Origin of the sequence: Nocardioides islandensis (assembly GCF_015352455.1) — a bacterium.
Taxonomy (GTDB): Bacteria; Actinomycetota; Actinomycetes; order Propionibacteriales; family Nocardioidaceae; genus Nocardioides; species Nocardioides islandensis.
This window is the reverse complement of the sequence record NZ_JADKPN010000001.1, coordinates 743,343-754,965: the sequence shown is the minus strand read 5'-3', so window position 1 is coordinate 754,965 and position 11,623 is coordinate 743,343. Positions and strand designations below refer to the sequence as shown.

The following is an 11,623-nucleotide window of genomic DNA, read 5'->3' as shown; positions in this document are numbered from 1 at the left end:
TCATGCCGATGAGCGGTCGCCCGGCGCGACGGCGTTGCCAATGACCAGCAGCGTCCATCGGGTCTTGTGTCGGGTCGTGATCGCTCTGCTTGAGGGAGGCTCAACCTGGGAGGGGGAAGCCGGGGACGATGCGCCATGTGTCTGCGTCCGGCCCCGGCACGGCGAGGACGCATCGACCAGTGGACAGCTGGCAGGTGAGGATGTCGCCTCGTCCACCGACGAGCGCGATGGTGTCGTCGTCGAGCCAGTTGAAGAGGCGGAAGGTAGCGGTCGTCCCGACGTGGTAGCCGGGCGGCAGCCGGAGACGCAGAACTCGACGGGTGGCGGTGTCGAAGGCCGAGGTCGCCTGGTCACGGTCGTTCACCGAGACCACCGGGATGAGCCTCGACCCGGTGGCGTCAAACCGCATTGGGCCGTCTTCGGAGGGGCTGCGTCCGACGCCGGTGATGGGGGTGCCGATCTGCCAGTCGTCACCCAGGATCAGCCCGCGCGGCTGGCTCCTAAGGTCCTCGGCGTACTCTTGTGGCGTCGAGGCGCGCAGCCGGTTGGCCCTCAGGTCGAACCTGTATTCGGGGAGCGGGGCACCCGTGTACACACCCCGGTTGAGGTACACATACTCATCCGTGACATCGACCAGTTCGCAGAACTCCTTGCAGAACGCCACCGGCCGGCGGGCCACCTCCTGGCGGGAGGAGGTGTCGAAGACCACCAGGGTGGGGCGTGCTTGATGTGTGCAGTCGAACCATGCCACCGTGGAGCCGCTGTTCGCCGACATCACGGCCCGGTTGGCAAAGTGCCCGAACTCGCCGGTCGGCAGTCCGGCGCACAGATGCGAGCCGACCTGCTCGGGTGTGCCGCCGTCGCTGAACCACACTCCGCCGCGGTCGGTGTAGAGAAACCCGTCGTCGGTCACGTCCAGATGGACCTCGTCGTTGCCGGTCTCGACCGCGCGATCACCGAAGTGCACGGTGTCCCCGGGGGTGCCTATCTTGTGGTCGCTGTAGACGATCTGCCGGGTTGTGGTCGGCGTGGTGGTCTGGGTCTGGTGGGGGTTCGTCGGGGGGCGATGGATCGGGCCTGGGTTCTGGTCGGCGGATCGGTTCAACGCGGTCCCGCCGATCGCGAGAGCGATCGCAAGCGCCACAAAGGCTCCGGCGCCCGCCACAGCAGTGAGCCGGCGGCGGCGCAGCCGCTGCTCGCCCAGGCCGACCAGTTCCTCGATGTCGGGGTGGGCCGGGCCGACCTGGTTGATCCGCTGGGTCAGCGCGTCACGCAAGGGCGTGGTCATCGGGTCACCGCCTGGTCCTCGGGGAACAACACACCGGTCTCAGGACCGACTCTTTCGCGCAGCTTGCCCAGCGCAGCGGAGAGCTGGCTCTTCACGGTCCCGGTCGAACAGCCCATCAGGTCAGCGGTCTCGGCCTCGGACAGGTCCTCGTAGTAGCGCAGCACCAGCGCAACGCGCTGGCGTGGGGGAAGGCCGCGCACCTGCTGCCACAACACCTCATGCGTGGCGATCCGATCACTCTGGTCGCCATCGCCCCCGGAATCGGGAACGACGTCCATGGGCGGTTCGTGGAACGAACGCCTGCGCCGCCACGAGATCGCCGTGGTCACGATCGTCCGGCGCGCGTACGCCTCGGCACCCGACTCGTCCCGCAAACGCGGCCACGCCACATAAACCTTGACCAGTGCCTCCTGGAGCAGGTCCTGCGCCAACTGGTGGTCACCGACGACCGCATACGCCAACCGCAACAACGCGGTCGACCGAGCCTCGACGAGCTCAGCAAAACCCGAGACCTGCTCCCGGCTCCGTCTCGCCATGGCCGCTCCTCAGCCGTCACCACAATCCTCTACCCATAGAGACGCATCCAGCGGCAGGTGACGTTGGACGACGACGGCACGAACGTCCGCTCATGCCGCTGTGCGGGCGAGTGAGGCACGTCCTTGACCCGGTCGTGCCAGGCTGACGCACATGAGTGCCGAGGAGGAGGTCGTTGCGGCCGCCGAGGAGCGGGCGTCCGCACTCGCTGGGGCCGACGCCGAGAGGCTCAGGGGTCTCCTGCACGAGACCTTCCGGATGCCGATGACTCAGGTATGGGTGCGTGTGGTCGACCGCTGGACGTGCCTCGCTGGTCACGCGGGTACACGCCGGTCCTGACGTCCGCTCATGCCGCTGAGACTGCGACACACCGCCGCGAGAGCGCGACCTCCACCCCGGCGTGACGCCGACGGGCCGACCCACACCGGCAGTTGCGGGCGGGGACCGCAACACATCGAGGCATGATCACGGGGCGAAACTGCCAGACTGGATCGATACGCCCGTGCCTCCGGTCGCCGTGGATGAAGGCCACGACGCCATCGGGAAACTGGTAGCCGCGACCCGGGACGTCGAGTCGCTGCTCGCGTTCGCAGCCTTTCGCTTAGGAGCGTGCCCCTCTTATGAGGAGGCTGCCCGCCTGCGTGCCACCCAGCTGATCGTCAAGGTGCGGCAGTCCGCCGATCACCTCCCAGCACGGGAATACGAAGAAGTGAAGACCGTCCTCAAACGCTGCGCCATGATCTTCGATTTCCGAAACGCGGTGGTTCATGCCCTGCCGCGCCGCTACGACAACGGCCAAGCACATGAAGTGTGGGGGCTGAGCCCGCCACCACTTGAGGCGTTCCCTCGCGAGGTGCTCATCGGGGCGGCCTTCGCAGCGGAAGCTGCCTCGGACTACTTCCGCGCTTGCATCCATCTGTGGCCGCTTCGGCCCATCACGATGAAGGTCAGACGCGCCAAGCGCTGAGACTGCGTCTTACCGCCGCGTGCCGGGCGCACCGATGAGCGGACGTCGAATCGGAATCAAGGGAGCCCCCCCGACATGACTGCCGCGCGAACAACCGCGACGCCTCCTAGGCTGCGGCCATGCCCCTGACCACCCGGCCGCTCACCCGGGACGACTTGGACAAGTCGGACGCGCTCATCGACGAAGCGTTCGGCGAGCCACCGTCGGGCACGACGCCGCCGAGCGCCGACGACCCCCCGCGGCCTGGGTACCACGCATTCGGCACGTTTGACGACGACCACCTCGTGGCGCGGCTGGCAACCCGTGGGTACCACTCGTGGTTCGGCGGCAGCGCCGTACCCAGCGGAGGCATCGCCGGCGTCGTGGTGACCGCCGAGCGGCGGGGCACGAAGCTGCTCGACGACCTGTTCCGGGTAGCCCTCGACGACGGCCTGCGGGAGCGCGGGGAAGCGGTGTCGACGATGTTCTGCACCGCGCCCGGGATCTACCGCAAGTTCGGCTACGAGGTGATCTCGTCCTACGACACGGTCGAGGTCCCCGCAGTAGCGCTGGCCCGGATCGGTGCCCCGGCAGGCGTGCGCACCCGCCGGGCGACGCCCGGCGACTTCGAGGCGGTCTGTCGGGTGTACGACACTTGGGCGGCAGCGCAGAACGGCCCGCTCACGCGCCGCGGCCCGGCGTTCCCAGCCGATGCCAAGGCTTACATCGACGCGTTCACCGGAGTCACGCTCGCGGTCGACGACGCGGGCGACGTGATCGGCTTCGCGAGCTGGCGGCGCGGCCAGGGGTCCGGGGACCACGCGACGCTCGAGGTCTCCGACCTCCTCGCACTGAGGGGCGACGCCTACCGCGCCCTGTGGCACGTGCTCGGGTCGTTCGGCACCGTGGTCGGCCAGGTGCGGCTGCATACGTCGGGCCACGACGTCGCCCGGCTGTCGCTCCCGTCTGCGCACTGGAAGGCCGTGGAGCGCGAGCCGTACATGCTGCGCGTGCACGACGTACCCGGCGCGTTCGCCGGCCGCGACTGGCCGGTGAACGGCGACGTCGCGTTCTCCGTCGCCGGGGACCACCTCGGGACCACCAACGGAGACTGGCGCCTGGTGATCGAACGTGGGAAGGCCACCTGCGCGCCGGCCGCGGCGCCCGACGGTCCCGTCCTGACACCCGGCGGGCTCGCGCTGGCCTGGGCCGGCGCCCAGACCTGCGCCAACCTCCGGATGGCCGGACACCTCTCCGGCGGCATGGAGAACGACCAAGCCCTCGACCGGATGCTGGCGCCCCGGCCGATCCACATCCGCGACCACTTCTAAGTCGCGGCGGGGTCCGCCGCAGGTTCATGCATACGCTCGTCCACGCGCGGGGCGGCGCCATGATGCTGGGTGTTCTTGGGCTCGTGATGGTTGCCGTGCTGGTACTTCCTAGCTGACCGTAACCCCCGGCCGATCCGAGGCAGCTCCGAGGCGACCGCTCATGCCGCTGTCAGTACGGCATAGCGTGTCCGCTCATGCCGCGATCCGTGCCCCTTCGAAAAGTGCGTCTTATCACCGCCTACGACGCGGTGCGGATCATCCGGATCTGGCGATCCGCGCTCGCTGTGGTCACATCCGCTGGCCTCACCTCGCTACGGCCGGCCGTCGCGAGGTGGTCATCGATCAGCAGGACGGCTTGGTAGGCCCGAGCCGGTCGAAGTGTCCGATCCCGGCCCTTGCTCTCGCTTGCTGACGGCCATTGGCGACAACCGCGCGCGGCACGACACACTGTGCGCGCCATGAACGCGCCTCCGCCCGACCGCCACGAGGAGCACCGCGGCGACGACCGCGACCCGCGCGAGGTCCGCGAGATCAACGCGACGATGGACCTGGCCCTGCGGATCGGGGAGCTGCTGCTGTCGTCGGGGGCGGGGGCCGGCGACGTGAGCGCGGCGATGAACAACGTGGCGCGGTCGTGCGGGCTGCGGGGGTACTCCGCGGACGTGATGTTCACCGAGCTGACCATGAGCCAGCAGTCCTCGCCCGACCAGCCGGCGCTGATCCAGATCCGCCAGGTGAGGTATCGCGAGGTCGACTACGGCGACCTCACCGAGGTCGACCACATCATCCGCGACCTGGTCGCCGGGCGGATCGACCGCGGGGAGGCCAGGGCGCGCCTCAACCGGATCAGCTCGACCGGGCACCAACGTCCGCGCTGGTCGGTCACCGCGGCGCTCGGCGTGATGGGCGCCGGCGTCGGTGCGCTGCTGGGCGGCGACTGGGTGGTGGTGCTGGTGTCGGCCGCGGCGGCGATGCTCGTCGACCGGATGCAGCGGCGGATGGGCAAGCGGCGGCTGCCGACGTTCTACCAACAGGTGGCGGGCGGCCTGCTGGCCACGCTGATCGCGGTCGGGGTCACCGCGACGCCGGCGGAGGTCTCGTCGAGCCTGGTGATCTCGACGAGCATCGTGATGCTGCTGGCCGGGGTGAACTTCCTCGGCGCGATCCAGGACGCGCTGACCGGGTTCCCCGTGACCGCGGGCGCGCGCATCCTCGAGGCCTTCCTCAACACCTCCGGCGTCGTGGCGGGCGTGAGCGGCGGCCTCCAGGTCGCCGACGTGCTGGGCATCGACCTCGGCCGCGTCAACCCGGGCGCCTACACGATCGCGAACGTCCCGGTCATGGTCGTGGGCGGCGCCGTGGCGGCGGCCGGCTACGCCTTCTCCGCCTACGCGCCGGTGCGGTCGCTGGCGCCGATCGGGGCGGTGGCCGCGGTGGCCGTCGGTGTGTACGCCGCGGCGTACGACCGCGGCTTCGGCATCGCCTGGTCCTCGGCGCTCGCCGCGCTGCTGCTCGGCCTGGTCAGCTATCCCGTGGCCTCCCGGGCGAAGGTGCCCTCGCTGGTCGTGGTGGCCGCGTGCATCACGCCGTTCCTGCCCGGACTGTCGATCTACCGCGGGCTCACCCTGCTCGCCACCGACGCGGCGAGCGCTCTGCTGGCGATGGTCACCGCGGTCGCGATCGCACTGGGGCTGAGCTCCGGGGCGATCCTCGGCGAGTACCTCGCCCAGCCGATCCGGCGCGAGGCGCGACGCCTCGAGAACAAGCTCGCCGGGCCGCGGTTGGTCGGCCCGTACACCGTGCTCGGCGCCAGCGGCACACGACGTCGCCAGCGCAAGCGTCAGCGCAGGCGCGAGGCCGACGCGGACTGAAGGCGCGTACGCCGCTCCCGCCGCAGTGTCGCCGGCAGGGTGAGCACCACGCCCACCGCGATCCCGACCATCGCACCGAGCGTGTTGGCGGCGATGTCGCGCTCGTCCGGTACCCGGTCGGGGATGGCCCGCTGGGCGAGCTCGATCGCGTTGGTCATCGCGAAGGCGACGGCCGCGGCGACCCACCAGTACCTCGTGCCGACGAGGAGCAGCAGGAACAGCCCCACGGGCGCGAACAGCGCGACGTTCGCCAGGAACTCCGCGCGCGTGTCGGTCAGCCACGCGAGCCGGTCGTAGCTCTGCAGCTTGTCGAGCACCCGCTGGACGAACGCGCTCGAGGTCGGCGCGTCGTGCCCGGGCGTCAGCGTGATCCACCCGACGAACGCCAGGTAGACGAGCGTCACCAGGCTCAGCAGCGGATGGCGGTGCAGCATCCGTCCAGTGTGTAGAAGCGGTCCAAAGGGTCAGACGGTGGCGTCGTCCGCGGCGGCGGGCTCCGCCGGGACCACGTCCTCGCTCTTCATCGACGGTCGGGCGTCGTCCGCGCGCCCGAGGCCGGCGTACGCGCGACCCACGCGGCTCACGAACTGGTACACGCCGTCCTCCTCGGGCGCCAGCGGCCCGGGCTTCGCGTGCGGGCTGGTGAGACCGCGCTGCACCGACTCGCACGCCGCCCAGTCCTGGCGGTTGGTGAGGTCCCAGAAGTCCACGGCGTACGACGGGTCGAAGCCGGGCCGTTCGGCGACCTCGCGCGGGAACGCCCACGAGCACTCGACGAACGTGCGGTCGGCCGCGACGGGCCGCAGCGTGTGGGTCATGACGTAGTCGGGGTGCAGGCTGATCAGCAGGTTCGGGAACGCCACGACGTACATGACCGTGCGCATCTCGACGTCGGTCAGACCCGGGATCGCGACGCCGCCGCTGGTGCCGTCGAGCGACATCGTGGTCGCGTTGGCGTCGAGGTCCATCCAGCCGCCCATCCACTCGCCGTCGGGGTCGAGGTTCTCACCGCTCTGCGGCGGGCTGACCCGGCACAGCTCGGGGTGGATCGACGGGCAGTGGTAGCACTCCTGGTAGTTCTCGATGATCACCTTCCAGTTCGTCTCGAGCTCGTACGAGTGCGAGGCGACGGTGACCAGGTCCTCGGGCTTGTAGTTGGCGACGACCTGCTCGAGGCCGGCAGCGTGGTCGGTGAACGACCCGCCCTCGCCGCTCGGGTCGACGAAGACCCAGCCGTGCCACTCCACGCAGCCCAGCTCGGCGAGCGGGAACTCCGTCTTGTCGAAGCCCTCCGCGTCGCGGAAGCCGCCGGGGGCGTTGCGCAGCTCGCCGTCCAGCCTGTAGTTCCAGGCGTGGTACGGGCAGACGATCGAGCGCTTGTTGACGGTCACGCCGCACGGGACGAGCTCGTGGCCGCGGTGCCGGCAGACGTTGGCGAAGGCACGCAGCACGCCGTCGTCACCGCGCACGAGCAGGACGCCGCCCGCACCGGTCTGGATCGAGGTCTGGGTGCCCGGTTCGGCGTACTTCTCGCTGCGTCCGAGGCAGGACCACCCGGCGAAGATGTTCGCCTGCTCCCAGTCGTAGACCGCGGGATCGACGTACGCCGGCCGCGGCAGCATCCGGGACGAGCCGAACGGCGCGTACGCCGTGGCGACCGCGTCGGCCGGCAGCGGGGCGAGGGTTCCGCGGAGTTGATTGAACATACAGTCAATCCTAGTTCTGGTGGTGATGTTCGGTCCAGACCTACGGTCCCACAGAGGCGCTACTGACTCCAGAGTCAGTCTGTCGCAACCTGAGACGTGTCTCCTTGACCGAGGCCCCCAGCAGGAGAACGCTGCGGCCCATGACCACCGCTCCAGAAGCGCCGCTCGCCGACGCGACCGCGATGAACCGCTTCCACGTCATCTTCCGCGAGGCGCTGGACGCGGTGCCCCGCCTCGTCGGCGGCGCCCCCGTCGAAGACGCCGACCGTGCCGAGCACGTCGGCACCTACTACGACAACGTCCTGCGGCTGCTGCACGCGCACCACGAGGCCGAGGACCTGACCATCTACCCGTTGATGGTCGAGCGCCTGCCCGACGACGTCGAGGTGATCAACCGGGTGAACGCCGAGCACGAGGCGGTCCTGGGCACCCTGGGTGCCGCCGAGCAGGCACTGGCTGCCTGGCGGGCGGAGCCCTCCGCGGGTGCCCGCGACGCGGCCACGTCGGCGATGGCCGACATGGGGACGATCCTGCTGGCCCACCTCGACCACGAGGAGGCCGAGGTCGTCCCCCTCATCGGGAAGTGCATCACCGTGGCCGAGTGGGGCGAGATGAGCGCCACGGCGTTCCAGCACTTCTCCGGCGACAAGCCGTGGCTGGTCATCGGCCTGATCCAGGAGCAGATGCTGCCGTCGGAGAACGAGACGATGGAGGCCAACATGCCGCCGCCGGTGCGGGACTTCTGGACCGGCACCGGACGCCCGATGTTCCAGGGCTTCGTGGCCGACCTGCGGGGCTAGCCGGATCAGGTCTCGCCGGCGAACGAGCCGATCGACTCGTTCTCGCCCGTGCGCTTGCTCAGCCAGCGGTAGAGCAGGAAGCCGAGGGTGACCGCGAGCATCGCGGCCACCAGCATCAGCGTCGCCAGGGCGTTGAGCGCGGGAGTCGGGGCGGCACGCGCCGTGTTGTAGATCTTCACCGACGTGGGCTCGGTGGAGGCGTCGCCGGAGAGGTACCGCACGATCACGAAGTCGTCGATGACGTCGGCGAACACGAGCACGGCGCTGGCCACGATGGCCGGCACGAGCATCGGCAGGATCACCCGCCGCTGCGCGGCGAGGGGTGACGCACCGAGGTCCATCGCGGCCTCCTCGAGCTGCGACCCGATGGTCGCCAGCCGCGCTCTCACGAGGATGGCCGGATAGCTGAGCTGGAAGGTGACCAGGCCGATGACCTGGGAGGTGGTGCCGAGCGTGAAGGGCAACGCCAGGTTGGTGACCACGAGGAGGAGCGCGACGGCGAGCAGCGTCTCGGGGATGACGAACGACAGCAGCAGCATCGAGTTGGCGGCGTTCGGGAGCCGACCACGCCAGCGGTGCAGGCCGATCGCCAGGGCGACGCCGAGCGGCACCGTGACCAGGGTGGTCACCACACCGAGCCGCAGCGTCTGCACCAGCGCGGTCTGGAGGGTGTCGTCGTGCCAGACCGAGCGGACGGGGTCGCCGTAGTACCAGCGCATCGAGAAGCCCTGCCAGCTGGTCCGCGAGCGGCCGGCGTTGAAGGAGAAGAGCGCCGCCACGAGCACGGGAAGGAGAGACCACAGCAGGTAGAGGATGGTCACCGCCGCGAGCACGCGCGGCTTGCGCCACGGGTCTCGCCACCACGCCGTCAGCATGGTCACGCCATCGAGCCTTCCGAGCGCGAGACCGAGCGGACGTAGTAGAGCATCGGCAGGATCGAGACGATCAGCACCAGCAGCACGAACGCGCCGGCCTGCCCGGTCTGGCCGGGGGTCAGCACCGTCTCGTTGATCAGGTTGCCGACCATGGAGGTGGCCGGCGAGCCGGACAGCAGGTCGCTGGTGAAGTAGTCACCCAGCATCGGCAGGCAGGTCAGCAGCACACTGGCGACCACGACCGGCCGGGACATCGGCCAGGTGACCCGCCAGAACGCCGACACCCTGCCGGCGCCGAGGTCGCGGGCACCCTCGACGAGCTCGCTGGGCAGCCGGTCCAGGCCGGCGTACAGGGGGATGATCATGTACGGCACGTAGCCGTAGACGAGCCCGAGGATCACGACCACGGACTTGCCCGACAGCCACTCGGTGTCGCCGGGGAAGACCCCGCCGAGCGAGATGATCCGGTTCACCAGGCCGTCGTTGGCCAGCAGGTTCACCCAGGCCAGCATCCGCATCATGTAGCTGATCCAGAACGGCGCGATCAGCAGGGTGAGCAGCAGGCCCTTCCACCGGCCGGACAGCCGCGCGACGTAGTAGGCGATGGGGAAGGCGATCACCAGGCACAGCACGCTGGCCACCGACACGTAGACCGCCGTGCGCAGCAGGGCCGGGCCGAAGAACCCGTCCGGCCCGACAATGTGGCTGAGCACGTACGACGGCTGGTCGGAGGACCACAGGACCGGGTTCCACACCGGGATGACCGTGCGGAACACGGGGTCGACCCCGCCGAACACCACCGCGAGCACGACGTACAGGGGCGCGACGAAGAACAGCAGGAGCCAGAGGACGCCCGGGAAAGCGAGGATCGGGCCGAGCAGCCGGTTGCCCGGCTTGCGTCCAGCCTTCCTCACGCGCCGGCCTTGAACTGCTGCCAGACGCGGTGCCACTCGGCGTCCACGTCGACCGGCATCTCGAGCAGCCGGTAGGCCACGTCGAACCACTCCTGCTTCACCGCGGCGGTCGCCAGGTTCTCCGGCAGGTAGCCGTCGGCGACCAGCGAGTCGGTGTCGATGGCGTTCTGCGGCGGCTGGTAGCCGATGTACCCGAAGTTCTTCAGGGCGTTCTTCTCGTCGAGCATGTGGTCGAGGAAGAGGTGCGCGAGCACGGGGTTGTTGCCGCCGGACAGGATCATCATCAGGTCGTTGTCGACCAGGCCCTTGCCGTCCTCGGGGAACCAGTAGCGCAGGATGTCGACCGACGTGCCCTTCGGCAGGTAGTACTGGGCGTTGACGACGTCGCCGGACCACATCTGGCTGATACCGAGCTGGCCGGACGGCAGGTCGTTGTACATCGACACCGTCACCTTCGGCTTCACCGCGTTGCTGAGGTCGGTCAGGCCCTGCTGGATCTTGTCGAGGTCGGCCGACTCGCCACTGTTGACGTCGGTGAGCCCGGAGCGCAGCGCGACCATCGCCATCGCGGTGTGCCAGTCGTCGATTACGGCGACCTTGCCGCGGTACGACGGGTTCCAGAGCGCGTCGTACGGGTTGTCCAGGCCCGCGACGTCGTCGGGCACCAGGTCGGTGCGCCAGCCGACGCCGGTCGTGTAGACGCTGTAGGGCACGGAGTAGTGCGCCTCGCCGTCGTACCAGGGGCTCTGGAACGTCGGCCAGACGTTGCCGAGGTTGCCGATGTAGCTGTGGTTGAGCGGCCGGACGAGCTTGGCGGTCACCAGCCGGGCGATCTGGTCGTAGCTCGGGAAGTAGATGTCGTACGGCACGGCGCCGGTGCGGATCTTGGTGATGGCCTCGTCGGTGTCGTTGAACGTCGAGACCTTCACGTCGACGCCGTACCTGGCCTCGAAGGACTTCACGACCTGCGGGCCGATGTAGTCGGCGTAGTTGTAGAGGAGCAGCGGGCCCTTCTCGGGCTGGAGGCCGTCGGCGATCGGCTGGTTGTCGTCGCTGATGGGCCAGGTGACCGGGTTGTCGGGCGAGGCGATCTTCAGCGCCTCACCGCCTCCGCCGCCGCCACCGCCGGAGCCGGTCGGCGAGTCCGCGCACGCCTGCAGCAGCGCGCTGAGGGCGGGGACCGAGATCCCGAGCAGGGCGGCGTTCCTCAGCAGGGTCCGCCTGTCGACCTGGTTCCTGACCAGGGGACCACCGGCTCGCTCCATGCCACCTCCGGTTCGTCGGTGACCCAGTTGACTCCGCGGGTGTTGTGGGTCACTCTCACCGTCACATAAACTGAACACTCAGTCAATCACTGG

At 69.5% G+C, this 11,623-nt stretch carries 11 protein-coding genes; 4 read left to right on the top strand and 7 right to left on the bottom strand.

Annotation, left to right across the window (positions count from 1 at the left end; all coding sequences use genetic code 11):
- Positions 1–100: 100 nt before the first annotated feature.
- Together ISU07_RS03655 and ISU07_RS03650 are read right to left on the bottom strand one after the other, a co-directional pair.
- Positions 101–1,288 carry a hypothetical protein gene (locus ISU07_RS03655; protein ID WP_194705350.1) on the bottom strand — a complete coding sequence of 396 codons (1,188 nt, stop codon included), beginning with the start codon at positions 1,286–1,288 and terminating at the stop codon, positions 101–103.
- Positions 1,285–1,824: a SigE family RNA polymerase sigma factor gene (locus ISU07_RS03650; RefSeq protein ID WP_194705349.1), complete on the bottom strand. Its 540-nt coding sequence runs from the start codon at positions 1,822–1,824 to the stop codon at positions 1,285–1,287. The genes ISU07_RS03655 and ISU07_RS03650 overlap by 4 nt, the downstream gene beginning before the upstream one ends.
- A 500-nt stretch (positions 1,825–2,324) precedes the next feature.
- Between ISU07_RS03650 and ISU07_RS03645 the strand changes: the two genes are divergently transcribed.
- From ISU07_RS03645 to ISU07_RS03635, 3 genes are all read left to right on the top strand, one after another.
- Entirely contained in the window at positions 2,325–2,789 is a 465-nt protein-coding gene (locus ISU07_RS03645; RefSeq protein WP_194705348.1) for a hypothetical protein, read from the top strand.
- 119 nt (positions 2,790–2,908) lie between these two features.
- Positions 2,909–4,099 carry a GNAT family N-acetyltransferase gene (locus ISU07_RS03640; RefSeq protein ID WP_194705347.1) on the top strand — a complete coding sequence of 397 codons (1,191 nt, stop codon included), beginning with the start codon at positions 2,909–2,911 and terminating at the stop codon, positions 4,097–4,099.
- A gap of 458 nt (positions 4,100–4,557) precedes the next feature.
- Complete coding sequence (locus ISU07_RS03635) at positions 4,558–5,970, top strand: threonine/serine exporter family protein (RefSeq protein ID WP_194705346.1); 1,413 nt, start codon at positions 4,558–4,560, stop codon at positions 5,968–5,970.
- On the opposite strand, the gene ISU07_RS03630 is transcribed toward ISU07_RS03635, so the two are convergent.
- Positions 5,940–6,404 carry a VanZ family protein gene (locus ISU07_RS03630; RefSeq protein ID WP_194705345.1) on the bottom strand — a complete coding sequence of 155 codons (465 nt, stop codon included), beginning with the start codon at positions 6,402–6,404 and terminating at the stop codon, positions 5,940–5,942. The two genes, ISU07_RS03635 and ISU07_RS03630, sit on opposite strands and share 31 nt — an antisense overlap.
- Before the next feature lie 30 nt (positions 6,405–6,434).
- Positions 6,435–7,676, bottom strand: a complete 1,242-nt coding sequence (locus tag ISU07_RS03625) for an aromatic ring-hydroxylating oxygenase subunit alpha (protein WP_194705344.1) — start codon at positions 7,674–7,676, stop codon at positions 6,435–6,437.
- Between the two features lie 140 nt (positions 7,677–7,816).
- Here ISU07_RS03625 and ISU07_RS03620 point away from each other — a divergent pair, with 140 nt between their 5' ends.
- Positions 7,817–8,476: a hemerythrin domain-containing protein gene (locus tag ISU07_RS03620; RefSeq protein ID WP_194705343.1), complete on the top strand. Its 660-nt coding sequence runs from the start codon at positions 7,817–7,819 to the stop codon at positions 8,474–8,476.
- A 5-nt stretch (positions 8,477–8,481) separates the two neighbouring features.
- Here ISU07_RS03620 and ISU07_RS03615 read toward each other — a convergent pair whose 3' ends face one another.
- The 3 genes from ISU07_RS03615 to ISU07_RS03605 are packed head-to-tail and all read right to left on the bottom strand — an operon-like array spanning position 8,482 to position 11,530.
- Positions 8,482–9,351 (bottom strand): ABC transporter permease, encoded by an 870-nt coding sequence (locus ISU07_RS03615; protein WP_194705732.1) that lies wholly within the window; start codon positions 9,349–9,351, stop codon positions 8,482–8,484.
- Between the two features lie 2 nt (positions 9,352–9,353).
- Positions 9,354–10,265, bottom strand: coding sequence for an ABC transporter permease (locus ISU07_RS03610; protein ID WP_323742412.1), 912 nt, complete (start codon positions 10,263–10,265; stop codon positions 9,354–9,356).
- Positions 10,262–11,530 (bottom strand): polyamine ABC transporter substrate-binding protein, encoded by a 1,269-nt coding sequence (locus tag ISU07_RS03605; protein WP_194705341.1) that lies wholly within the window; start codon positions 11,528–11,530, stop codon positions 10,262–10,264. Before ISU07_RS03605 ends, ISU07_RS03610 begins: the two co-directional genes overlap by 4 nt.
- Positions 11,531–11,623 lie beyond the last annotated feature (93 nt).

Excerpts from the sequence above, each read along its gene's own strand:
- ISU07_RS03625 (WP_194705344.1), bottom strand. The coding sequence starts at position 7,676 with ATGTTCAATCAACTCCGCGGAACCCTCGCCCCGCTGCCGGCCGACGCG.
- ISU07_RS03620 (WP_194705343.1), top strand. The coding sequence starts at position 7,817 with ATGACCACCGCTCCAGAAGCGCCGCTCGCCGACGCGACCGCGATGAAC.
- ISU07_RS03650 (WP_194705349.1), bottom strand. The coding sequence starts at position 1,824 with ATGGCGAGACGGAGCCGGGAGCAGGTCTCGGGTTTTGCTGAGCTCGTC.
- ISU07_RS03655 (WP_194705350.1), bottom strand. The coding sequence starts at position 1,288 with ATGACCACGCCCTTGCGTGACGCGCTGACCCAGCGGATCAACCAGGTC.
- ISU07_RS03640 (WP_194705347.1), top strand. The coding sequence starts at position 2,909 with ATGCCCCTGACCACCCGGCCGCTCACCCGGGACGACTTGGACAAGTCG.
- ISU07_RS03605 (WP_194705341.1), bottom strand. The coding sequence starts at position 11,530 with ATGGAGCGAGCCGGTGGTCCCCTGGTCAGGAACCAGGTCGACAGGCGG.
- ISU07_RS03630 (WP_194705345.1), bottom strand. The coding sequence starts at position 6,404 with ATGCTGCACCGCCATCCGCTGCTGAGCCTGGTGACGCTCGTCTACCTG.
- ISU07_RS03635 (WP_194705346.1), top strand. The coding sequence starts at position 4,558 with ATGAACGCGCCTCCGCCCGACCGCCACGAGGAGCACCGCGGCGACGAC.
- ISU07_RS03615 (WP_194705732.1), bottom strand. The coding sequence starts at position 9,351 with ATGCTGACGGCGTGGTGGCGAGACCCGTGGCGCAAGCCGCGCGTGCTC.